The sequence below is a fragment of the Candidatus Hydrogenedentota bacterium genome (genome assembly GCA_035450225.1).
In the GTDB taxonomy this organism is placed as follows: Bacteria; Hydrogenedentota; Hydrogenedentia; order Hydrogenedentales; family SLHB01; genus DSVR01.
On sequence record DAOTMJ010000018.1, the window covers coordinates 46,055 to 70,740 of the forward strand.

The window sequence follows — 24,686 nt, forward strand, 5'->3', positions numbered from 1 at the left end:
CGGGCCTGCAACGGATTCCCGCAAACGGTTATTGTGGGGCGGCTGGACGGGGCGTTTCAAACTCCTGGCGTTTGAAACGCGAATCAGCGGGTTCTTTCAGTTTTGGCTTTTCGGGCATGGACGGCATGGACGGCATGGTCACCCCGGGTTTGTCGGGCCGATGCGGCGGACCGGAATCGGGTTCCTTCCGCGGAACAACAGGCCGCTTAGGAGATTCAACGGGTTCCAATGCCGGCGGATCGCCGACGGGCGGCCACGCGGGCACGGGGCCAAATTTCGCTTCCCATGCCCGATCCGCCGCGTCCCTCCATGCAGGACGTTCGCGCAGAAACAACACATAGGCCGCATACCGATCCGACAGCACCGGGTCGCGGCGGACGCATCCGCGCCAGTAGCGCGCCCAGTCGCGCGCCCGGGGTTCGACGGCCCACGCCAGCGCCTGCCGCCGCCATGCCCAGAAATCGGGCGGGCGCCGCGCAAGACGAGCGAAAAGTTGTTGATATTCGGGCGCACCCATGTTCCACCACGGGAAAACGGAATCGTGGGCAGCGGTGCATTCGTACAGTTTCCGAAACGCATCGCGCCACTCATCGCGCACGCGCGGATGCCCGGCAAGCCAAGTTCGCAGGGGATAGAACAGTTCCGGCACTGAAACCGGCCGGGCCGGGTTTTCGAAAAAACGAAGCGCGTCCCCCGCATGGGATTGAAGCCAGAACACCCCCGCACAGCCGTGGGTCCGGACGATCTCCGAAGCCAGGACCGCCCGGCACCAGGCATCTTCTTTCGCGCGTAATATGTCGTCCCGCACGAGCGTCTCTGTGTAGCGGTCCCATGTCCGGCGAACGGTTTCGTCCCCCAGAATCGCCTCTTCAAAGATTTTCAACTCCGCCCGGAATTCGCCCGGATTCTGGATTGCGATCCATGCTTCCTCGGCGGACGCGATATCCGCATGCGTGTCGAGATAGGCAAGATAACCGCGATGTTGCCGGACGTAATGTTCATGGGCAAGGATCGCCGTCCACGCGGTATCAATCAGGGACTTTTCCTCCATGGACAGCGCCTGCCCGCATAAGACAATCAGGCAGCCGGTCCACGCGCCCATCATGTCACGCCGAGTTCCGCCGCCAGATCGAGAATCGTGAACCGGTTGCGCAGGTAGCGCGCGAAACGTTGCGCGTTGCGGTACTCCTCGACGGGCGCCAACAGGCCTTCGGCGTCAACGGCGCCGCCCGACGCCCGGATCGCTTCCGCGACTGTCGCCGATGGCAGCAATTCCTTCTTCAGTGCGTCGCGCAACGCGGGAAGACCGTCGCGGAACCGTTCGATCTCGCGGCGAAGCCCCTCGCGGTCGCGCGTCTTCTGCTGCCATTGCGCCCAGACTTCCGGCCCAACCGAACCCCAATCCGCGTCAATCCACCGGTGAATCGTTTCGTCGTCGGGATGCGCACCGGCCAGCGCCTCCGGATCGATTCGCGCCGGATCCAGCGCCAGTACCTTTTCCCACAGTTCCAGCGTGTACACGGTCGCTACGCCGACCTGCGCGCCGTGCAAATCGTTCGGAGTCTTCTTCGTTGCGTGCTTCATGTCGAGGTAATGCGAAATCAGATGCTCGCCGCCCGATGCCGGCGCGGACGATCCCGCCACCACCATCGAGAATCCCGCCAGCAACAGCGCTTCAAGCACAATACCGACGGCTTCCGGGTCGCGCCGCGCCACGCGGGGCGCCGCCTCGAGCAGTTTCTCCTGCGTGCCCTCGAAAAAATCGCCCGGACGCGAACAATAGTATTCATCGCGCAGAAAATGCGCCGCGTACCAATCCGACGACGACGAGTTTTTGGACAGGAAATCCCCCACGCCAGCCGCCGCCATCTTGATCGGCGCCGTCGCGACCACGTCCGGGTCGGCAAATACCCCCAGCGCCGGCTGCACGGGACTCGTCCGTTTCAGACCGCGGATCTTCATCGCGACAATCGAGGACGTGTAACCGTTCATTGAAGCGGCCGTAGCATACAGCAGCGTGGGCCGTTTGAGTTTATGCCCCGCGTATTTCGCCAAATCGCACAGGGTTCCCGAACCAAGCCCCACGAAGAAATCCGCGTCCATGCCCGCCCGCGCGACAACCTCGCCCAACTCTTCCGTCGCCTCGAACGGGTCCGAACCGAAAACATGCTCCGTGCATGTCTTGCCCGCTCCGGACAACGCCGACAACAGCCGCTCGCCGCCGGCGTGGCGCGTGTTCGCGTCCGATACGATCAGGCACGTTTTGCCGCACTTTTCACGCGCGAACGCCGCCAGACGCGCCGCCGCGCCTTCACCCAGATAACACGCTTCGATCGGCAACTCGTGCCGAATACCACACGGACAATCGAAAGACGTCCCTAGACTATGCCAACCCAACTTCACCATGGCTCGACTCCTCGCAACTCCATTACAACGCGAAAAGTATACGATTTCCCGAAGCCTGCTTCCACGGCGCGAACGTCAGAACTGAATTAGATACGGCTCTTGGCTTATTTCGTGGACGAAATGAAGTTTTTCCCTTTCGGGAAAAGTCCACTTCGTCCACCTTGACCACGCGCGCCGATCCCACGTTGACGGCATGGATCAAGGCTTCGGTTCCGCCGGGAGCGCGGCGGCATTGGGCGCAACGGGTTTCGGCTCGACGAGGATAGCGGCGGTGTTCGACCGGACAGTCTCGCATTCGTCTTGGGCTTCGCACCAGTAGACGCCGGAATCCGAAGGCATGGGCGCGGCCAACACCCAGGGATTCGCCGTCGAAACGGGCGTTTCCTTGCCTTGCATGAACCAGCGATATGAAACGGGGCCGAGTCCGCCCGTCGTGGCGGCCTGCAAGGTCAACGGGGTTTCCTGCGGTACGGTAGCCGGCGCGGGATGTTGCTGGAAAACGAGGCGTTCCGCGACGGTAATCGCTGCCGTGTTCGATCGCACGGTTTCGCGTTCGTCGCGCGCTTCACACCAGTAAACGCCCGAATCCGCGGGGACGGGCGCGGCAATTGTAAAGGGATTCTCGGTCGAAACAGGCGCGTCCTTGCCTTGGACAAACCATTGGTACGCGACCGGCCCCAAGCCGCCCTTCGCCACGGCTTGCAAGATCAGGGGGCCCGCGTCAACGTAACGCCGCACACTGGCGGGTTGTTGTTCAAAAACCAAGTGGTCGGCGAGGACCACTTCAATCTCCGTGGATTGGACGGTTTCGCGTTCGTCGCGCACCTCGCACCGGTAAAAACCCGCATCCGCCGCCGTCGGCGTCTGTATCGTGAATGCCGCATCCGTCGAAACGGGCGCATCCACGCCTTTCTTGAACCACCGGTACGAAACGATCCCCAGCCCGCCTGTGGCCTTCGCCTGCAAGGTCAACGGACCGCCATCCATATATTGCCTGACGGGAGCGGGATGCTCTTGAAATCCCGGACGTTCCGCCACGATCCATTCGGCTGCATTGGACTTGACCGTGTCGTGTCCGTCGGTGGCTTCGCACCAATATTTGCCGGAATGCGCGACCGTGGGCGCGGAGATGGTGCAGGAGGCAACAGTCGAAACCGTCTTCGTCCCGCCGCCGGTTTCATGCCGCCACGCGTAGGACAACGGGCCCACGCCGCCCTTGGCGGCGGCGGTCAGCGTCAACGCGCCGTCCCCTGCGTAACGGCGTCCGCCCGTCGGATGTTGCGTGAACTGAATCCGTTCGCCGACGCGAACCACGGCCGGCTTGCTTTCGAGGGATGTGTTGGCGTCCGATATTTTACAGACATACTTCCCGGAAGTCCCCGCGGCAGGCTTCGCGATCGTAAGCGTATCGCCCGTGCCCGCCGGCACAGGCCCCGATCCGGGATCATGGAACCATTCGTATTTGATGGGGCCGAATCCGCCGGTCGCGGCCGCCTTCAAGGTGATTGGCCCCTCGTCGGCATACCGGTTGCAACTTTCGGGGTGCGCCGAAATCGCCAGCGGCGCGGATGCGCTGTCCGCATCGAGGTGGAACCGCGTCACGCGAAAATCAAACGCGGGATTCGCCGAAGTGCTTTGAAATTGGATACGGATGACGGCATCGTCGGTGAATCCATCGCGCGTCCCGATGGTCCGCCATGACCCGCTTTGCCAGTAGGCGGCCGTAAATGTCGAACCGGTCCGGGCGATCCGCAACTTGCCCTTGTTGGGCACCTGTTCGCGATAGGCATAGATGGAGGCGCCGCCCGACAACGTGCCGCCGAAAACGGCCTCGCACCGGTCCATGTCGAACCGGTGGTAATAAACCGAAGCATAGGATGACGGCCCCTGCACCTGGAGCAAAATACGGCCGTCGGCGCCGCCGGCATACGATTTGGCGTCGTACTCGATTTCAACCGACAGATTCCCGTGAACCGCCGTGGCCAGTGCGAGCCGTCCCTTGGCTTGCTCATTACCCGGTGTGACGGCCGCAATCGCGCCCTTGATTTCCGACACGGCCATCGGACCAGACTGCGTAACGCTCCAAAGACTGGCGTTCAGCGCGCCATCCGCGAAATCGTCGTCTATCGTCAAGCGATCGGCCGCAAGCGCCAAGTTCAATCCTGCAAACACGGAAAACGCAATACAAGAAAAAACCATTACCCTTCGTGCAACAAGAATTTTCATCGAAAATGTCCCGAATGTGAACAGGCATCCATGGCCTTTTTCTAATCAATGCACCATGCCGTTTGAAAAGTTCCATACCCGCACGGCTCTTATGGGGAAGGGATATGAAGAAAATTATTGACATGGGCATCGGAGTCGGGTAGAATAAGAGTGATGTGATGTGATGTGAATCTCTGAGGTCCATCTGGAACCGGGCTTATGGACAAAGGCCTCCAATCGGCATCGCCGTTGTATGAACTGCTTGTCGAGCGGTATCGCGACGACATTCTGCACCGTCGCCTCCAGCCGGGCGACCGGCTGGATTCCATCACGCAAATCCAACGAAAACATGGGGTTGCACGGGAAACGGCCAAGCGCGTTCTCAACATTCTCGAACAGGACGGATTGGTGATTCAGCGGGCCGGCAAGGGAACCTTCGTCGCCGAGCACGGCCCAAAAGAGCGGATTTGGGGGGTCGTGATTCCGTTTGTTTCGATCCAGTACGACGATCTGCTATCGAAAGTGTCCGCCCATGCGGCCGTCCATGGACGCGAAGTGCGGCGCTTTTACAGTTACAACAACTGGGAAGAGGAAGTCCGGCTGGTGGCGCGAATGCAGGTGGAACGTTACGAGGCGGTTGTGGTGATCCCGACGCTCGACGAGTCGCGGACCTGGGATTTCTATTCGCGTTTGTCGCCCTCGGACGCGCCGGTGGTTCTGCTCGATCACACGATGACATACCGGGACTTTCCCTTTGTTGTACAGAGTTACGACCTGGGGGTCGTCCGTGCGTTGAATTATCTTTTGGACAGAAAATCGGGGGCGGTGGCGTTTGTTATGAATGAAGGATGGACGGGCCGGAACATGGTCCTTGAATTGATGACCGAGACATACCGGATGGTCCTGCGGCGCAGGCAGCCGGACTTGGAACCGCCGATCTTCGACAACGTGTCGCGGGTTAGCGCGGACGCGATTCGCGCGAACGGCATCACGGGCGTGTTCTGCTGCGACGACATCAGCGCGATTCAGGCGATTGGCCGCTTGCGCGAGGAAGGCGTGGCTGTCCCCGGCGAGGTGTGCCTTGCCAGTTACGGCAATACGGCCTTGGCGCGCTACTTTACGCCGGCGCTGACGTCCGTGGATCCGCACAACGAGGAAATGGCCGATCATCTGGCCGGAATGCTGACCAGCGGCCTCGGTCGAAACGAAATGCGGCAATACGTGGTTCAGCCGGAACTGGTCATCAGGGAGACGTAGTCATGAATTTCCTGGCAAGGCTTTTGACAAGGACGGAGAACTTCGCCAAGGGCGTATTGTTCGACTGTCATCACTGCGGGCAGTGCGTGCTGAGCCATACCGGCTACACGCAATGTCCGATGGCCTGTCCGCGACAGGTGCGCAACGGTCCGTGCGGCGGTTCGATGGACGAGCATTGCGAAGTGTTTCCGGATCGCCCCTGCGTCTGGGCGCGCATCCACCAACTGACCGACAAGAACGGCACGTCCACGCCGCCGCTGCTGCGGTCGCCGGACCCGAAACTGTTCTTCACGTCCTCGTATATGAACTATTTTACGGGCAAGGATCTGCTCGCCCGGACACCGATCCCGTATCTCGATCTGGGCACGAACCGCAAGCAACAGCCGCCGCAAACGGCCTCGCGGTTGGAACGCAAACTGCGCGCGGGGCAGTTCGTGTTTACGTCCGAAATCCGTTCGCCGCGCGGCGCCGAACCCGAAAAAGTGCAAAAGCAGGCCGAGTTGTTGCGGGACCATTTCGACGCGCTGAACGCGACGGCCTACCTCAACGGCAAGCCCTCGATGCCTTCGGCCATCGCCTCGGCGCAAATCGTGAAATGCGGCGTCGAACCGATCTGCCAGTCCGTCTGCCGCGACTTGACGAAGACGGCGTTCATCTCGGAATTGATCACGAACAAGATGAACGGCGTCCACAACTCGCTGTGCATCACCGGCGACTATTACCAGGGCGATCCGGGCGTGAAACAGGTTTACGACATGGATTCGGCGCTGATGATTTATGAGGCCCGTTACTTACGCGAGAAAGGCGTCATCTTTTTCACGGGCGACACGATGAAGGATCCGCCGAAACCGTTCATCGCCGGCGCGATCAACCCGTTCACGACGCCGTGGAACGTGCCCATCCGCCGTCTCAAGCAGAAAGTGGCGGCGGGCGTGGATTTCATCCAGACGCAGGTGATCCTCGATCTGGCGACGTTCAGGGAATTCATGCGCCGCGTGCACGAGGAAGGCATTGACAACGACGTGTTCATTCTGGCGGGGCTGCCGGTGATTATATCGAAGAAGGCCTTCGAGATGATGCCGGGCGTTCCGGGCATTCGCGTGCCGAAACACATTACGGAACGGTTTGCCCAAACGCAGGACATCGTGCAGGAAGGCGTCGCGCTGGCGCGCGAGATGATCGCGGAAGTCCGCGCGATCCCCGGTGTGTCGGGCGTGCACCTGATGTTGTTCGGCCTGGATCACAAGGTTTTGCCGGCTGTTGTCGAAGGATTGCGCGAAAAACCGGCGGTGGAGTTGACGGCGGCGGAGTGCGGATCGTAGATTGCACGGAACTGTCTGATACGGAGAGGAGCGGTCATGGCCATCGAAGGATTGACGATTATCGGCGAGTCTATCAACGACTCGGTGCCCTCGACGAAGAAACTGTACGAGGCGAACGACATCGAAGGGTTGAAGGAACTCGCGCGTGCGCAGGACGCGGGCGGCGCGAGTTGGATTGACGTGAACGTCGGCCTGCGTTCGCCGGAGTTTATGGCGGACATGGTCCGCACGATCCAGGGTGTGACCGCGAAGCCGCTTTCGATCGACACGCCGGACTACGATCTCGCAGCCGCGGGACTTCGCGCGTACGATCCGGCGCGGGCCGGCGGCAAGCCGCCCATCCTCAATTCGATTTCACTCATGCGGACGAAGATGTTCGCGCTGTACCGCGAACAACCGTTCATGCCGCTGCTGCTGTCGTGCGAACACGAGGAAAACGGCGCGTCGAAACCCAACCGGACCGCGGAAGAAAACTACGCTTCCGCGAAGGAGCTTGTGCGGATTGCGAACGCGCACGGCATTCCAAACGAGCACTGCATAATCGATCCGGGCATTGCGCCCATCGGAAGCGACACGGAAGGCATCACGAGGATGGTGCTCGACACGATTGCCGCCGTCCACGCCGACCCGGAACTGGCGGGCGTGCACGCGTCGGTCGGCCTGAGCAATTTCACCGTGATGCTGCCCGCAAAGCGCGCGGACGGTACTCCCGTCAAGGGACCGCTTGAAAGCGCTTTTCTGACCTTGGCGATCCCGCGCGGCCTTGACTTCATCATCGGATCGGTGAAACGAAATTACCAGATTCTGCCGGAGGATCATCCGGCGTTGATCTGTTTGAGGGATGTGCTGACGAAAAGCGGTTACGACGGCGTAATGCGCGTGATGGAATTTTATTCGTAACGATTATGCCGCATCTTTCGAACCCGTTATCGCCATCGTCATCATTTACGATGACGATGGAGTTTGTGCATTTTAGTCCGATGGACTTTATGCATGACCGATGAGCACACCCGTCAAATGGGTTCGCGCGAAGGGCAGGTTAGTCCCGTAGGGACGGTTTGACTGTAGCCCAGGAGGAACTCCTGGGACACGGGAAAAAGCCAAATGACAGTCCCGTAGGGACGTGTGAAACAGAGTGAATAAAAGTATAATGGCACATATCCATGCAAGCATATTCGACCATGGTGTATTTTCGTTCAAGGTAAAACGGCACGGGATCGAATGCGACGAGCGACACGTATGGGACGGAACCAAAGACTTCAAACGTCCCTACGGGACTTCCCTGACACCGCCACGAAATCCCAGGACTGGCGTCCTGGGCTATTCTCGGGGCGTCCCTCCGGGACTTCGTGTAGAACGCCGTCTCATACGACCAATCTGAGCATGTATAAACTCCATTGTCATCGTTATTGGCGATGACGTGCATGATGAAGAACACAATGATGCTTGCGAACGACACAACATGAACTGAGCGGCAACCGGAGGAACGCGGACATGGCAACACTCGACCCGACCAAGATGCCGGACTGGCAGATCGCCGAGGCGGCCGAAAAAGACATGAAGACCGTTTATCAGATTGGCGAGGAAATGGGTGTCGAGCGGATGGAACTGCTTCCATACGGCCATTACGTCGCCAAACTCGACTACATGAGCATCCTCGAACGGCTCCGCGACCGTCCGAACGGCAAATACATTGACGTGACGGCCATCACGCCGACGCCGTTGGGCGAGGGCAAGTCCACGACGACCATGGGGCTGATCCAGGGCTTGGGAAAATGCGGCAAACGCGTGACGGGCGCGATTCGGCAGCCGTCGAGCGGGCCGACCTTCAACATCAAGGGATCGGCGGCGGGCGGCGGGCTGAGCCAGTGCATCCCGCTGGCCGAGTTCAGCCTCGGATTGACGGGCGACATTGACGCGGTCAACAACGCGCACAACCTCGCGATGGTCGCGCTGACCAGCCGTCTCCAGCACGAGTTCAATTACACGGACGAAACGCTGTCGAAAAAGAAACTGAAACGGCTCAACATCGATCCGCGCAATCTTGCCATCAAGTGGACCATTGACTTCTGCGCGCAGTCGCTGCGCGAAATCGTGATCGGCATCGGCGGGAAGATGGACGGATTCATGCTGCGCAGCGGATTCCAGATTACGGTGTCGTCGGAGTTGATGGCCATTCTCGCCGTCGCGACGAACCTGGAGGACATGCGCCGCCGCATCGCGAAGATGGTCGTCGCCTTCGACAAATGGGGCAATCCGATTTATACGGCGGATCTCGACGTGGACGGCGCAATGGCGGCGCTCATGAACCGCGCGCTGAATCCGAACCTGATGCAGACCATCGAGGGGCAACCGGTGCTCGTGCACGCGGGGCCTTTCGCGAACATCGCCATCGGCCAGTCGTCCATCGTCGCGGATCGCGTGGCGCTGAAACTCGGCGATTACCACGTGACCGAAAGCGGTTTCGGCGCGGACATCGGTTTTGAAAAATTCTGGAATCTGAAATGCCGTTACAGCGGGCTGGTCCCGAACTGCGCGGTGCTGGTCGCGACGGTCCGTGCGCTCAAGATGCACGGCGGCGGGCCGCGGGTCGCGCCGGGCAAGCCGATCGATCGGATCTACCGCGAGTCGAACCCGGCGCTGGTCGAAAAGGGCCTCGGCAATCTGTTTGCGCATCTCGAAACCGTGCAGAAAAGCCGCATCGCGCCGGTTGTGTGCATCAACCATTTTCAGACGGATTCGGACGACGAAATAAACGTGATACGACAGGCGTGCGAATCGCTGGGCGTGCGCGTGGCGGTGTCCAAGCACTGGGCGCTGGGCGGCGAGGGCGCCGTCGAACTCGCGGAAGCCGTCCTGGACGCCTGCAAGGACGAGCCGAAGTTCCGCCTCCTTTACGAGGACGACACCCCCGTCAAGGACAAGATCACCCGAATCGCCACGGAGGTCTACGGCGCAAGCGGCGTGATCTATTCCGAACTCGCCGAGCAGAAGATCAAGGACATCCAAGCCGACGACGACATCAGCAAGCTGGGCGTCTGCATGGTCAAGACGCACCTGAGCCTGTCGCACGATCCCGACAAAAAGGGCCGCCCGAAGGAATGGACGCTGCCGGTGCGCGACGTGCTCCTGTATCAGGGCGCGGGCGTGATCGTGCCCGTTGCCGGCGACATCAACCTTATGCCCGGCACCGCGTCCGATCCCGCGTACCGCAAGTTCGACGTGGACGTGCGCACCGGAAAGGTCACGGGGCTGTTCTGACGCTTTATGCGGGACGGACTGTCCCGCCTGTCATTCGATCAAAAATCAACAAATGCGACGAAACCACGAGGAGCAATGCAAATGCAAGAGAAGTTCGACAACGTCAGCGCCATCTGCAAGGCCAATGTCTATTTCGACGGGAAAGTCGTCAGCCACACCATCCTGTTTCCCGACGGCTCCAAAAAAACACTCGGACTCATCTACCCCGGCTCGTACAATTTCAACACGGGCGCCGCGGAACGAATGGAAGTCATCGCGGGCGCATGCACCGTGCGCCTGAAAGGCGAGTCGGAATGGAAATCGTATACCGAAGGCACGGCCTTTGAAATCCCCGCGAATTCGTCGTTCGATATCGCCGTCGAAAGCGGCCTTATGCAGTACATCTGCTCGTTCCTGGCCTAAACGCGCCTCGATACTTTTTCATCGCACGTCAAACACAAGGGCTGGACGTTGCCACCGCGTGCACGGTGAACAACGTCCAGCCCGATGCCTTTCATCGTCCTTTTCGCGCGGCCCCGCGGCCGCTTTTCGTTATGATGCGGACCGCTTTGTAAACTGGATTACGCCGAGTCCGAGGACACCCAGCAGCACGTCGGCCACGCGCGTCCAGAAACCGGCGGCATTGAAGTCGCGCAGATTCTTGTTGCCAAAGCAACCGGTTTCAGGCGTTTCGCCTTCGCCCTCACCTTCACCTTCGCCCTCACCTTCACCTTCACCTTCGCCTTCACCCTCACCTTCACCTTCGCCTTCACCCTCCCCTTCTCCCTCGCCTTCGCCTTCACCTTCACCCTCGCCTTCACCTTCGCCGGCCGTCGTAACGGTCAATGTCGCGACGTCCGATACAACCGATCCGGCGACATTGGTCACCGCGCAGAAATACGAGCCGGCGTCCGACTCCTGGACGTTTGGAATCGTGTAACTGGCATCGGTGGCGCCGGCGATGTCGCTCTTGCCCTTCTGCCACTGATAGCCGAGCGGTTCCGTTCCCGTGGCCGAAACGGAGAAAGTCGCCGATCCGCCGGCCTCGACCGTGAGCGATTCGGGTTGCGCCGTAATGACCGGTGGATCGTTGACGGTCAAGGTTGCCCCGTCCGAAATCGTGCTTCCCGCTGAATTCGCAACGGAACACGCATACGTTCCTTCGTCGGACTGCTGCGCGGACGCGATGGAATAGATGGCGTTCGTCGCGCCGGGAATGTCGGCGCCGTTCTTTTTCCACTGTAAACTCAGGGGGGGCGTGCCGGCCGCAGCAATGATGAATGTGACGTTCTTGCCCGGATTTACGGTGACGGACTGCGGTTGTACCACAACCTGCGGCGGATCGTTGACGGTCAATGTCGCCGCATTCGACGTCACGCCGCCGATTTCATTGGTCACGCCGCAAGCATACAACCCCTCATCCGATTCCTGGACGGATGCAATGGCGTAGGAGGCGTCCGTCGCCCCGGCGATTGCGATGCCGTTCTTCGTCCATTGGTAACTGAGCGGGGGCGTGCCCACGGCGGTTACGCTGAAAGTCGCGCCCGCGCCCGGATTCAATGTCAGCGACTGCGGATGCGCGACGATAACCACGGCATCGTTGACCGTCAGGGTCGCGGTATTCGACGCCACGCTGCCAACCGAATTGGTAATCATGACGGCATAGCCGCCCTCGTCGGATTCCTGGGCCGACACGACCGTAAAGGCCGCCTCGGTCGCGCCATTGATGGCGTTTCCATCCTTCATCCATTGGTAATTCAGCGGCGGCGTACCGGTAGCCTCCACCTGAAAATCGGCATTGCCGCCCGGATTGACGGTCAGGGATTGGGGATGGCCCGTAATCACGATCGGATCATTGACCGACAGCAGGGCCGGATCGGAAATGGCAAGACCGGCGGCGTTGCTCACATAACACCGGTATGCGCCTTCAAGGGATTCCATGGCGCTGGCGATCGCATAGGCGCCGGCGGTTTCGCCCGGCAGTTCCTGGCCGTCCTTGTACCACTGATAACTCAGGGGCTCCGTTCCGGTCGCCGACACGCCGAACGTCACGGGCTCGCCCGGATTGACCGTCTGGGAAGCGGGCTGCTGGGTAATCACCGGCGGATCGCCTGCATCGGGCACGATGGCGGGATCCAACGCGGCCAAAACATAGGCCGCCGGATCGCTGTCGTTCGCGAGGAATTCCGCCTCGTTCGTGTAGCCGTCCCCGTCCGCGTCGCCGTCTTTCGCGAAGTATTCCGGCATCCGGATGTAGGTGTTCATGTCAATCACGCCGTTGTTGATGTACCCCGTCGAACCCAGCAGCATCATCAACGCCTGAATGAAACCCGCCGACCCTTCCGAATCAATGCGATTGTAGGGGATGTCCTCGGGCACCGGTTCGCTGAACGTAGCGCCGCCATCGCCCAGAATCATGTGACCGAGAAGCACCTGCGGCAACCCGTTGGCAAGCTGTCCGAGCAGCATCCAATAAGCACCGACATCCTGCTCGAACTGTTCGGCATTCACGTTGAGCGCCCGATAGACCATCTCATGGGTAAGCCCGGCATATTTCTCGCCGGCGGGAATATTGAAGGTCTGATCCTTCAATACCGCTTCAATCAAAATCAGGTCGAGGCTGCAGTCAAGCCAGCCGTTTCCCCCGATATTGAAGTTCAGTTCGCCGTCCGGATACGGATCCTTGATGACTACGAACGTCGTCCCGTTCAAATCGCCTGTTTCGGGCGCCAGAAGCGACAAAAAGGTCGTGAATTCAGGCGGCAATAACGACAACAAAGTATTGTCCATGATCGCCTGCTGCGCGTCGCAGAAACTGTTTACTTCTAATAAAGTCTGCGGATTTGTGCCCCACGGAAATACCGGTTCGGGTTTCGGCATTCCCTGTGAAACAACGATTTTTACCGCCGTGCCGGCGTCAACCGTCGTGCCGGGCGCGGGGCTTTGCCGATAGATTTGTCCCGCCGGATAGTTGGCGCTTTTCCCGTATCCCACGGGCATGCCCAACACAAGCCCCGCTCCCGTGATGGCCGTGTTGGCCGCCGACTGCGTCATTCCCCGCACATCCGGCACGGTGGCCGCCATGGCGCCGCCCGCCGCGAGAACCGCCACAAGAACCGCCAGCCACACCCTGCTCTTGCATCCTGTCTTCATTGCACCAATCCTCCTCTGTACACTACGAAATCCTTGTTCGTACCCAGCGCAGTCTATCCCTTCGCTCAACCACTTTCAAGTACCCCTTGGATATCCGACAGGTATTGGGGCGTTGAATTTTACAGCCACCCTTCCACGATGGTTGTCGGTTCAGCCTTATTGTCCGTATACTCGTTATATCCGCCGCCGGAATGGGACGTGGCGGGGCGACACCTGCAATCATGCGAGGATCGGCGATGCGAGTTATACGTAATCGAATCGAACAGGCGCAGGCTTTACCGCAGATATAACACGTCATGTTTTTATTATGGGCATCAACGAACAGGTGACATTCAGTCGGGCCGGTGAATCCGGCCCGAAGAATCAAGCCATTTACGATGTGTCGCTTCCGGTTTTTTCCCAGGGGACCATGGCGTTTCACGCGCCCTTGGCCAAAACGCATCCAATCCCGGTTCAAGACAATCGGGGGCGCTTCACCCGAAACGGGATGCAATGAAAAGCATGTCATTTTCGAAGGGATCCTGAATCATGGCTGAACGCATATTGATCGTGGACGACGAGAAACTTATCCGTTGGTCGCTGGGCGAGTCCTTGCGGAAGGCCGGTTACGACGTAGCCGAGGCCGAAGACGGCCAATCGGCGGAAACGGCGCTGCGGCAGGGCGGAATCGATCTGGTCCTGCTCGATTTGCGATTGCCCGACATGGACGGCCTGTCGGTCATGCGGCGTCTGCACGAGTCGCTGCCGGGTCTCCCCGTCATCATCATAACGGCGTATTCGAGCGTGGCCGGCGCCGTCGAGGCCATGAAATGCGGCGCGGCCGATTACATAACCAAGCCGTTCGATCTCGACGAATTGCTGATCGTCGTCCGACGCGTCATGGAACATGCCTCGATACGGCAACGCCTGTCCCGGCATGCCGCCGAGCAAAAGGCCCGGTTCGGCCTTGCCAACGTCATCGGCCAATCGCCCCCCATGGAAGCCGTCAAGGAGCTGGTCCGGCGGGTGGCGCGGGGCGGTTCCGCCGGCGTGCTTCTGCTCGGCGAGAGCGGGTCCGGCAAGGATCTGATCGCCCGGGCGATTCACTGCGAATCGGACCGGGCCGAGGGGCCGTTCGTCAACGTGACCTGCACCGCCCTGCCGGAGAACCTGCTCGAATCGGAGTTGTTCGGGTACGAAAAGGGCGCGTTCACCGACGCGCGCACCATGAAAAAAGGCCTGTTCGAGATTGCGCACGGCGGCACGATGTTCCTCGATGAAATCGGCGACATGCCCCCCGCGCTCCAAGCCAAACTGCTGCGCGTCCTCGAGGAGAAGGCGTTCAAGCGCATCGGCGGCACGCAGGACATCCACGTGGACGCGCGCATCGTCGCGGCGACCCACCGCGATCTGGAGGAGGCCATCCGGACCGGCCGCCTGAGGGAGGATTTATACTATCGGCTGAGCGCCGTTCCCATTCATATCCCCCCCCTGCGCGACCGCCTGTCGGATCTGCCCCTCCTGGCCGAGTATTTCCTGCACGTCTACAGCGATGAATTTCACCGCCCCTACCGCCCTCTCTCCCCCGAAGCCATCGAAAGGCTCCGGGCCTATGCGTGGCCGGGAAACGTCCGCGAACTGCGCAACGTCATTGAGCGCGCCGTCCTGCTCTCGGAAGGAACCGTCATCGCCGCCGGGGACATCGTACTGGGACGGGCGGCCACGCCGGCCCAACCGGCGGACCGCTTTCAATTCCCGCTTCCCCCCGGCGGCTGCCGGATCGGGGACGTCGAACGAGACCTAGTCGCCCAGGCGCTGGAGCGCACGCACGGCAACCGCACCCAGGCCGCCGAACTCCTTGGAATGACCCGCGATCAAATCCGATACGCCATCCGTAAACACGGACTCGAATGAACGCCGGGCGTTTTCGGAATTCCGTTAGTCGCGTTACATTTTCTGCATCATGGCGAGGAATTCGTGGTTGGTCTTGGTCTTCTTGAGTTTTCCGACGAGGAGTTCGGTGGCCTCGGCGGTTTCGAGCGGGCTGAGCACGCGCAGGAGCAGCCACACGCGCTGGAGTTCTTCCTGGGAGACGAGGAGTTCTTCCTTGCGGGTGCGCGACTTGACCACGTCCATCGCCGGGAAGATGCGTTTTTCCATCAGGCGGCGGTCGAGGTGAATTTCCATGTTGCCCGTGCCCTTGAACTCCTCGAAGATGACGTCGTCCATGCGGCTGCCGGTTTCGACGAGCGCCGTCGCGACGATGGTGAGGCTGCCGCCCTCCTCGATGTTGCGCGCGGCGCCGAAGAACCGCTTGGGCCGCTGGAGCGCATTGGCGTCAACACCGCCGGAGAGGACCTTGCCGCTGGCGGGCACGATGACGTTGTAGGCGCGGGCGAGGCGCGTGATCGAGTCGAGCAGAATCACGACGTCGCGCTTGTGTTCGACGAGGCGCTTGGCCTTTTCGAGCACCATTTCGGCGACCTGCACGTGGCGTTCGGGCGGTTCGTCGAACGTCGAGGCGATGACCTCGCCCTTGACGCTGCGGGACATGTCGGTGACTTCTTCAGGGCGTTCGTCAATGAGCAGGACGATTACGGACACGTCCGGGTGGTTCGTGGCGATGCTGTTGGCCATTTTCTGCAACAGGACCGTCTTGCCGGTAAACGGGGCCGCGACAATCAGCCCGCGCTGGCCCTTGCCGATGGGGCAGATGAGGTCCATGATGCGCATGGCGACCTCGTCCTGCGTCGTTTCCAGGCGGAAACGCTCGTCGGGGTGCAGGGGGGTGAGGTTGTCGAAGATGATGCGTTGCCGCGCGACATCGGGCGTTTCCTGGTTGACGGCCTCGACTTTCAGCAGCGCAAAATAGCGTTCGCCTTCCTTCGGCGGGCGGACGTGGCCCTGAATGGTGTCGCCGGTGCGCAGGGCGAACTTGCGGATCTGCGACGGCGAGACGTAGATGTCGTCCGGACCGGGGAGATAGGAATAGTCCGCCGAACGCAGAAAGCCGAAACCGTCGGGCAGGATTTCGAGCGTGCCTTCGCCGTACAGCGATCCGGTCTTCAGAATGCTCGCCTGGAGCACCTTGAAGATCAGGTCCTGTTTTTTCAGGCCGCTGCATTCCTCGATGTTGAGTTCCCGCGCGAGATCGAGCAGTTCCTGCATGGACATGGCCTTGAGGTCGCCGATGGCGACTTCCGGCCCTCCGGTGGTCTGCATCATTTCCTCGATTTCGGCGTCGCTGATCTCGATGGGGGGGCGTTGGGGCTGCGGCATGTTCATGGGACGGCGCCCGCGTTGTTGTGATTTGCCCTGTTGCCGGCCGCCCGTGGCCTTTTTCTTGCCGCGCATTTTGTTTTGGTTGCGATTGTCTCCGTTGCTCATGGGGTATTGCCGTCTCCTTGGCGGTCTCGCCGGTCCACGATGATCGTTGTCAATGGGCATCGGCCCAATTCCTTCCAGTTCCCACGTCCACCTTCAGGGGGACGTCCAATGCAATGGCGTTTTCCATGATGCGGCGCATCTCCTCCGCCACCGCGTCCACATCCTCTGCCGGACACTCGACCAACAGTTCGTCATGCACCTGCAACAACATCCGTGCGCGCGTTTTTTCGAGCGCGGCGTCCAGCCGGACCATCGCGCGCTTGATGATGTCGGCTGCGCTGCCCTGCACCGGCGTGTTGATCGTCGCCCGCTCGGCGGCTTTCCGCGTCGCCACGTCCGAACTCTTCAGATCGGGCACATACCGGCGCCGGTTCAACATCGTCGTTGTGTAGCCGTCACGGCGGGCGCGCTCGATGGTCTCGTCGAGCCATGCCCTGACGCGCGGATACTGCGCGAAATACTGTTCGATAAAGCGTGCAGCCTCGCTGTTCGACAAGCCGGCGTTTTTCGCCAAGCCGAACGCGCTGATGCCGTACACCACGCCGAAATTCACCGCCTTGGCCTGCCGGCGCATGTCCGGCGTCACCGATTCCGGCGAAACGCCGAAAATGCGCGACGCTGTGTCGCGGTGAATGTCCGCATCCCGCGCGAACGCTTCCCGCAGCGCCTTGTCACCGGACAAGTGCGCCAGGATCCGCAGTTCGATTTGCGAGTAGTCGGCCGAAATCAGCCGCATGCCCTCCGGATTCGCGATGAACCCTTCCCGGATTTGCCGTCCGAGTTCCGAACGCACCGGGATGTTTTGCAAATTGGGATCGCTGCTCGAAAGCCGCCCCGTGGCCGTGACCGCCTGGTTGAACGACGTGTGAATACGGCCGGTTGACGGGTTCACGAGTTTCGGCAGCGCGTCTACATAGGTGCCTAGCAATTTGTCCAGCGACCGGTATTCGAGGATCTTCGCGGGCAACGGATGCTCGCCCGCGAGTTCCTCGAGCACGTCCACGTCGGTCGAGTACCCGGTCTTGGTCTTTCGTTTGGGCGCCAGCCCGAGCCGATCGAACAATATCGCTTGCAGTTGCTTGGGCGAATTGATCTGGAACGGCGTGCCTGCTTCTTCAAATATGGTTTCCTCAAGCGCCTTCAGGCGTCTTGTCAATTCGACATGCAAGCGGTCGAACACGGCGGCGTCTATCGCCACGCCCGCCATTTCCATACGCGCCAACACGCGAATCAGCGGAAGTTCCACCTCCCGGAAAAGCGGCTCCAGTTCACGTTCACGCAGCAGCGGTCTGAACACCCCCGTCAGCCGCCACGTCACATCCGCATCCTCGCATGAATACTCACATGCGCGATCTACGGGGACTTGGTCAAACGTGATGGTTTTCGTTCCCTTGCCAATCAAATCGGCTATGGGAATCGTTTTCCTCTTCAGGTACAGGAGGCTTGCTTCATCCAGATTATGCCTCAAACGCGACGGGTCCGTCAAGTAGGACGCCACCATGGTATCCATGGCGATGCCTCTGACCTCGATTCCCTCACGGGCCAACACAATCATATCGTATTTGATATTGTGCCCGGTCTTGCTGACCGCCGGATCCTCAATCAGGGGACGCAACAGGGCCAGCGCCTCTTTTTTCGGCACGCATTCGAGCGGTTCGCCGAACAGATCATCCGGATGCGCCTTGCGCATCATGGCTTCCGGCGTGTGCGCTATGGGGATGTAATACCCGGTCCGCGCCTTGGCGCTCATGGATATTCCGACGAGCGACGCCTGCATGGGATCCGTCGAAGTCGTTTCGGTGTCGAGCGCGAATTCGCCCGCGGCGCGCATTTCGGCAATCGCATCCGCCAATTGCGCCTTGTCCAACACGAGCATGTAACGCAACGATTCACCCTGGCCCGCGTCGGGCAGAAAATCCTCGAGCAGCGATTGGAATTGAAGCTCGGCGAAAACTTCGGCGAGCCGCGCGCGATCAAGCGGCTTGCATGTGGCCGAGGCCAAATCGAAATCGAGCGGCACGTCCGTCTTGATGGTCGCCAGTTCGCGGCTGAGAAACGCCATGTCGCGATCCTGTTCGAGGTTTTCGCGCATCTTTCCCTTGAGATCGTCCAGATGCGCGTACACGCCATCGAGCGAACCGTAGGTTTCCAGCAGCCTGCGTGCGGTCTTCTCGCCGATGCCGCGAACACCCGGAACATTGTCCGAAGCATCGCCCATCAGGCCGAGCACGTCAACCACGTGTTCCGGCCCGACGCCGAAGCGTTCGCGGACCTCGGCGGCCGTGTAGCGCATGCCGGCATCGCCCTTGTTCGGATCGTAGACCGAAACGCGATCTGACACGAGTTGCAGCAGATCCTTGTCCCCGGACACAATGACGGTCTCCAGACCTTCGGCCCCGGCCCGGCGCGCCAGCGTTCCGATGACGTCGTCCGCCTCGACGCCCTCGACGCACAACATCGGAATGCCAAAGGCCTCGACGAGTTTCTTCATCATCGGGAACTGCGCGACAAGATCGGGCGGCGTTTCCTCGCGCTGCGCCTTGTATTCGCCGTACATGGCGTCGCGGAACGTCGGGCCGCCCGCATCGAATGTCACCACGAGCCGGTCGGGTTTTTCCTCGCGCAGGATTTTCAGGAGCACGCGGGCAAAACCGTAGGCCGCGTTGGTCGGCCTTCCCTTGGAATCATTCAGTCCGCCGCGAATAGCGAAGAAAGAACGGAACGCGAATGCCGTTCCGTCAATTATGTATAGCCTCTCCGCCATTTGATCCCTCAGTTTCCTTGCGCCACGGCGACGATCGCCCGCGCGGCGCGCATCGAGGCGCCCGGTCCGCCCAACGCCGCCCGCAGCGCCGCGAGGTCGTCCAGCATTTGCCGACGGCTCGGCGTGTCGGCCATCAATTCAAGCGCCACGGGCAGGATGGCGTCCGCCGACGCCTGCTCCTGAATGAACTCGGGCACGATGCCCCGGCCCGCAAGAATGTTGACCAGTCCGATGTGCGGTATGCGCACAAGTCGCCGCGCAATCCAGTAGTTCAGGCGGCCCGTCTTGTACAGGATCGCCATCGGCACGCCGAACAACGCCGTTTCGAGTGTCGCCGTGCCTGATGCTACCAGACAGAACCGCGCCGCGTCCAGCACTTCATACATGCGTCCGATTGTCGTTTCAATCGGCAGATCGCCCGACAGCGCGCGGACCTGTGCCTCGCGCGCCGCATTCACGCACGGCACGACGAATCGCACTTCCGGATGGGCCGCGCGGATGCCGCGCGCCACGGCAATCATCGGCTGCATGAGCCGCCGGATCTCCTGCTCGCGGCTGCCGGGCAACAAACCCACGAGCAGCCCGCCGCGGTAGATTCCCTCAACGGACGCCGCTTCCAGCTGGTCCATCAGCGGATGCCCCACGAACGCGCAATCCACGCCGGCCTCGCGGTACAGTTTCTCCTCAAAGGGCAGGATGACCAGCATTTTGTCCACGACGCGCGCGATCGTCTTCACGCGACCGGCCTTCCATGCCCATACCTGGGGACTGATGTAATAGACCACGCGCAAACCCATCGCCTTCGCCCGTGCCGCCAGCCGCATGTTGAAACCGGGATAGTCAATCAACACGACGCAATCGGGCCGGGTCTTGGCCAAATGCGCTTCGGTTTCACGAAACACACGCCGGATATAAGGCAGCGACCGCGCGACTTCCGCGAATCCCATGATCGCGCGCCCGGCGAGGTCCTCCCGCAATTCCATGCCCGCCGCCGCCATTCGCGGGCCGCCCAAGCCCTCGCAAACAACACCTGCGTCCGCCGCACACAACGCGCGCACGAGATTCGCGCCATGAATGTCGCCGGACGTTTCGCCGGCTGCCAGAAATATCCGAATCACGGATGCTCCCGAATGAAATCCACGATGTCCTGAGCGAGGCGCATCGCCGCCAAACCATCTTCTCCCGACACGACAGGCCGCGCCCGTGTGCGCACGCAATCAATGAACGAGGCCAGTTCAAGTTTCAACGGCTCGTCGCGAACCACCGGCAACGGCTGTACGTCAATGTGCAACATCGGCGACACGCCTTCCGGCACCGGGCCCGGTTTCTTGCGGTAGGACAACACTTCCTGTTCCGAATAATCCGTCGAAAAATAGGCGTCGCCCGAAAAAACCCGAATCTTGCGCATGCGTTCCGCGGCCACCCGGCTGCACGTCAGGTTCGCCACGCAACCCGATGCGAACCGGATGCGCACGTTGGCGATATCTTCCGATGGGGAAAAAACATCCACCCCCACCGCATCGATCGATGCGACAGGGCTTCGCACAAGTGCAAGCACGATATCCAAGTCGTGAATCATCAAATCCAGTACGACGCTCACGTCATGTCCGCGATTGGGGTACGGGCTGAGCCGGTGGCACTCGATGAATTTCGGATCCGAAACGGCCTGCATCAGCGCCATCACCGCGCCATTGAAGCGCTCGATATGGCCCACTTGCAGGATTCGGCCGTTGGCTGCGGCCGCCGCTTTCATCCGTACCGCCTCCTCGCACGTCGCCGCCATCGGTTTTTCAACCAACACATCCACGCCGGCGTTCAACAACGCCATCGCGACTTCGGCATGAGCCGTCGTCGGCACGGCCACCGACGCCGCCTCGACCCCCGCAGCCAACAGTTCCGCCACGGAAGCGAATCCGGGCGCTGAAAAATCCCTGGCCGCCTTGGCGCGGCGCCCTTCGTCGGAATCCACGACGCCGGCCAGCACAACCCCTTCAAGCGCGGCGTAATTGCGCGCATGATGGTAACCCAAATGCCCCACACCGACAACACCTACACGGATTTTCGACATGACTGGACCTTTAAAACCCATTCATGGGAAGGAGAACCGCGATACTTCGCACGCGTTGCAGCCGGGCATTGTCAACCCGGCTTAATCGGAATTCGGCGATTCGTCTTCGACAGCACCAATTATTTCACAAGCACCCAGACCTACAGAATACTTGCTACTTGCTATTTGCTACTGACTACTTCGTTATTCCACGAAGCGAACGCCGCACGAATTCCAAAAAACACGTCCGTTCTTCGCTGTCTTCCACGGAGGCTTCGATTTCATGGATTGCCTGCGTCGTGTTCAGATTTGACCGGAACATGATTTTGTACATGGCCTTGATGCGCGCCCTTTGCGCCGCATCGAGCCCGTTTCGCTTGAGGCCGACGCTGTTGGGCCCGCAGCAGCGCGCGGGATTGCCGTCAACAATCATGTACGGGGGCACATCCCGCGCCACGCGGGACAACCCGCCCACAAACGCCATCCGTCCGACCACGCATTCCTGATGCACGCCCGAAAGCCCGCCCAGGATCGCCTTGTCCTCGACTTCGACGTGCCCGGCGAGCGATGCGCAATTGGCCATAATGACCCCGTCGCCCACATGACAGTCATGCGCCACGTGCGTGTAGGCCATGAACATGCAGTGATTGCCGATCGAAGTCACCCGGTGCTCCTCGTCCCGGCTGGTCAACGTGCATGCGCTGACCGTCACGTGCTCGCGAAACAGGTTGTCGTTGCCGATCGTCGTACGACCGATCAGATCGGGCCGGTGCTTGAGATCCTGCGACAGGATGCCGATCTGCGCGCCGCTGAAAAAGTGGTTTCGTTCCCCGATGACGGTCCGCCCGTCAAGGACGCAATGGGGCCCGACGATCGTGTTGGCCCCGATCCGCACATGGGGACCAATGATCGTGAACGCCTGAACCTCCACGCTCTCGTCCAATTCCGCTTGCGGGTCCACAATCGCCGTAGGATGAATTTTCATTTCGTAAACACCTGGGTTTGGATGAAAAACAAAGCCGTCATGAAAGGGCCGGCCGCATGGATGCCGGAACAATACCCCCTTGCGCGGTTCAAATGCAAGTTTGTTTCAATGACGTCATGCAGGACAATACTTTCTGCTTTGCGAAACGCGGGATTGCCTTGCATCCTCCGTCCCGCCTGCCTTTATGCATGAGGCGAAAACGAACTGCCCGGAACACCGGGGTCCCGGGCAGTTGATAGGAATTCGAATTTGGTTTAACCGCGCTTGCGGAAGACCACCATTCCGCCCAAGCCGACCAGCATGCCCGCCAAGGCGCCAAGAGCAATCGGCGCACCCACCGGCAGCGATCCGGCCGGGAACACCCGCACGACCGCACTGGTGGAGATACTGGCCTTGCTGGGATCGCTCGCCGTGCAGGTATAGGTGCCGGCGTCGTCCAGCGAAACGTTTTCCTTGATATAGGTGTTGCCGCTGCTGGCAAGCGGCACGCCGTTCTTGGTCCACGCATAAGTGACCGGCCCAATCTCGCCTGCCACCATCACGGACAACGACAACGTGTCGCCGACCATAATCCAGCGGTCGCCGGGCACCTTCACCCACTTGAGGCCCGACTGCGGACATTCGGGAACCTTGGCCGGATCAAGCGCCCATTCGACGTACTTGTTGATCATGTCGCTTGGGAAATTCTCCGCCACATGATTGTATTCGCAGCGGTTGTTGGCGCCGTCGCCGTCGGCGTCGCCGTCCTGCGCGAAGTATTCCGGCATGCGGACATAGGTGTTGACGTCAATAAGGGGATTGGCGATATATCCCGTGGACCCCAGCAGCATCATCAACGCCTGCATGAATCCGCCGGAACCGACCGAGTCAATCCGGTTGAAGGGAATGTCCTCGGGCACCGGCTCGCTAAACGTGGCCTGGCCGTCGCCGAAAATCATGTGACCCAGAAGAACCTGCGGCAGACCATTGGCCAGCGTGCCCAGCAGCGACCAGTAACTGCCGATATCCTGTTCAAACTGTTCCGCGTTCACATTCAAGGCCTGATAGACCATGGCATGCGTCAAACCGGCATAGGATCCTTGCGCGGGGATGTTGAACGTTTGATCCTTCAAAACGGCTTCGATCAGTTTCAGATCGAATTTGCAGTCAATCCAGCCGTTTCCGCCGATGCTGAATTCCAGTTCGCCGTCCGGATACGGATTTGCAATGATGACATACGTGATGCCATTGATGTCGCCCGTATCGGGGCCAAGCAATGTAAGAAATCCCGTGAACTCGGGTGGAAGAAGGCTCAGCAGGCTGTTGTCCAAAATCGCCTGCTGGGCGTCGCAGAAACTATTGACCGGGGCACTGGTCGTCGGATTCGTTCCCCACGGAAACACCGGTTCCGGTTTGGGAATGCCTTGAGAGACAACTATCTTTACCTTGGTGCCCGGAGCCACCGAGGCCCCGGCGGCCGGATCCTGCCGAAACACCTGCCCCGCCGGATAATTCGCGCTCTTACCGTAGGAAACCGGTGTGAGCAACGCAAGCCCCGCACCCGTGATGGCCGATGTGGCCTGCGACTGCGTCATTCCGATGACATTCGGCACCGTGTTTTGCGCCAGCGCGCCGCCCATCAAGAGCATTGCCATCAGAATGGCCAATCCAACCGTACATACCCTTTTGTTTGTCATGTTGCCACACTCCTCAATTATATGGCTTTTGATTACCCTATTGCCACAACACTACTATCGAACCACACCACTCCTCACAGCCAAGGCAGTTAAAACCGCACTTACTGCACCCTTCCGGGCATTTTCAGCCGCTCCTTACAATCGAATCATATACCATGTTTGCGCTATCTGTCAAGGATTTTATCCGACAGGTAAACGACCGGGCAACCGTCACGGTCCCTGGATTGTCCTGCTTTTTTCAAGCAGGGATATTTCTGATTGTAAG

16 protein-coding genes are annotated in these 24,686 nt (G+C 60.4%); 6 read left to right on the plus strand and 10 right to left on the minus strand.

Going from position 1 to position 24,686, the window contains the following annotated elements:
- Positions 1-28: 28 nt before the first annotated feature.
- The 3 genes from P5540_11215 to P5540_11225 form a co-directional block, all read right to left on the minus strand.
- A complete protein-coding gene (locus P5540_11215; protein ID HRT65383.1) occupies positions 29-1,105 on the minus strand; it encodes a hypothetical protein in 1,077 nt (358 codons plus the stop codon).
- Positions 1,102-2,406, minus strand: coding sequence for an iron-containing alcohol dehydrogenase (locus tag P5540_11220; protein ID HRT65384.1), 1,305 nt, complete (start codon positions 2,404-2,406; stop codon positions 1,102-1,104). Before P5540_11220 ends, P5540_11215 begins: the two co-directional genes overlap by 4 nt.
- 198 nt (positions 2,407-2,604) lie before the next feature.
- Positions 2,605-4,560 (minus strand): hypothetical protein, encoded by a 1,956-nt coding sequence (locus tag P5540_11225; protein ID HRT65385.1) that lies wholly within the window; start codon positions 4,558-4,560, stop codon positions 2,605-2,607.
- Positions 4,561-4,830: 270 nt separating this feature from the next.
- Here P5540_11225 and P5540_11230 point away from each other — a divergent pair, with 270 nt between their 5' ends.
- From P5540_11230 to P5540_11250, 5 genes are all read left to right on the plus strand, one after another.
- Positions 4,831-5,868 carry a GntR family transcriptional regulator gene (locus P5540_11230; protein HRT65386.1) on the plus strand — a complete coding sequence of 346 codons (1,038 nt, stop codon included), beginning with the start codon at positions 4,831-4,833 and terminating at the stop codon, positions 5,866-5,868.
- A 2-nt stretch (positions 5,869-5,870) separates the two neighbouring features.
- Positions 5,871-7,190, plus strand: a complete 1,320-nt coding sequence (locus P5540_11235) for a methylenetetrahydrofolate reductase C-terminal domain-containing protein (protein HRT65387.1) — start codon at positions 5,871-5,873, stop codon at positions 7,188-7,190.
- Between the two features lie 36 nt (positions 7,191-7,226).
- The gene (locus P5540_11240; protein ID HRT65388.1) at positions 7,227-8,090 is read left to right on the plus strand and encodes a dihydropteroate synthase; all 864 of its coding nucleotides are present in this window, start codon (positions 7,227-7,229) and stop codon (positions 8,088-8,090) included.
- Positions 8,091-8,657: 567 nt separating this feature from the next.
- Positions 8,658-10,451 (plus strand): formate--tetrahydrofolate ligase, encoded by a 1,794-nt coding sequence (locus tag P5540_11245; GenBank protein ID HRT65389.1) that lies wholly within the window; start codon positions 8,658-8,660, stop codon positions 10,449-10,451.
- Between the two features lie 81 nt (positions 10,452-10,532).
- Positions 10,533-10,853, plus strand: a complete 321-nt coding sequence (locus P5540_11250; GenBank protein HRT65390.1) for a pyrimidine/purine nucleoside phosphorylase — start codon at positions 10,533-10,535, stop codon at positions 10,851-10,853.
- 129 nt (positions 10,854-10,982) lie between these two features.
- Here P5540_11250 and P5540_11255 read toward each other — a convergent pair whose 3' ends face one another.
- Positions 10,983-13,583: an immunoglobulin domain-containing protein gene (locus P5540_11255; GenBank protein ID HRT65391.1), complete on the minus strand. Its 2,601-nt coding sequence runs from the start codon at positions 13,581-13,583 to the stop codon at positions 10,983-10,985.
- A 528-nt stretch (positions 13,584-14,111) separates the two neighbouring features.
- Between P5540_11255 and P5540_11260 the strand changes: the two genes are divergently transcribed.
- A complete protein-coding gene (locus tag P5540_11260) occupies positions 14,112-15,476 on the plus strand; it encodes a sigma-54 dependent transcriptional regulator (GenBank protein ID HRT65392.1) in 1,365 nt (454 codons plus the stop codon).
- 33 nt (positions 15,477-15,509) lie between these two features.
- Here P5540_11260 and rho read toward each other — a convergent pair whose 3' ends face one another.
- From rho to P5540_11290, 6 genes are all read right to left on the minus strand, one after another.
- Entirely contained in the window at positions 15,510-16,787 is a 1,278-nt protein-coding gene (rho, locus tag P5540_11265) for a transcription termination factor Rho (protein HRT65393.1), read from the minus strand.
- A gap of 211 nt (positions 16,788-16,998) precedes the next feature.
- Positions 16,999-19,713, minus strand: a complete 2,715-nt coding sequence (polA, locus tag P5540_11270) for a DNA polymerase I (protein HRT65394.1) — start codon at positions 19,711-19,713, stop codon at positions 16,999-17,001.
- An 8-nt stretch (positions 19,714-19,721) separates the two neighbouring features.
- Positions 19,722-20,831: a lipid-A-disaccharide synthase gene (lpxB, locus tag P5540_11275; GenBank protein HRT65395.1), complete on the minus strand. Its 1,110-nt coding sequence runs from the start codon at positions 20,829-20,831 to the stop codon at positions 19,722-19,724.
- A complete protein-coding gene (locus P5540_11280) occupies positions 20,828-21,781 on the minus strand; it encodes a Gfo/Idh/MocA family oxidoreductase (protein HRT65396.1) in 954 nt (317 codons plus the stop codon). Before P5540_11280 ends, lpxB begins: the two co-directional genes overlap by 4 nt.
- Positions 21,782-21,956: 175 nt before the next feature.
- Complete coding sequence (lpxA, locus tag P5540_11285; GenBank protein ID HRT65397.1) at positions 21,957-22,745, minus strand: acyl-ACP--UDP-N-acetylglucosamine O-acyltransferase; 789 nt, start codon at positions 22,743-22,745, stop codon at positions 21,957-21,959.
- A gap of 254 nt (positions 22,746-22,999) precedes the next feature.
- The gene (locus tag P5540_11290) at positions 23,000-24,421 is read right to left on the minus strand and encodes a PASTA domain-containing protein (GenBank protein HRT65398.1); all 1,422 of its coding nucleotides are present in this window, start codon (positions 24,419-24,421) and stop codon (positions 23,000-23,002) included.
- Positions 24,422-24,686: the final 265 nt, after the last annotated feature.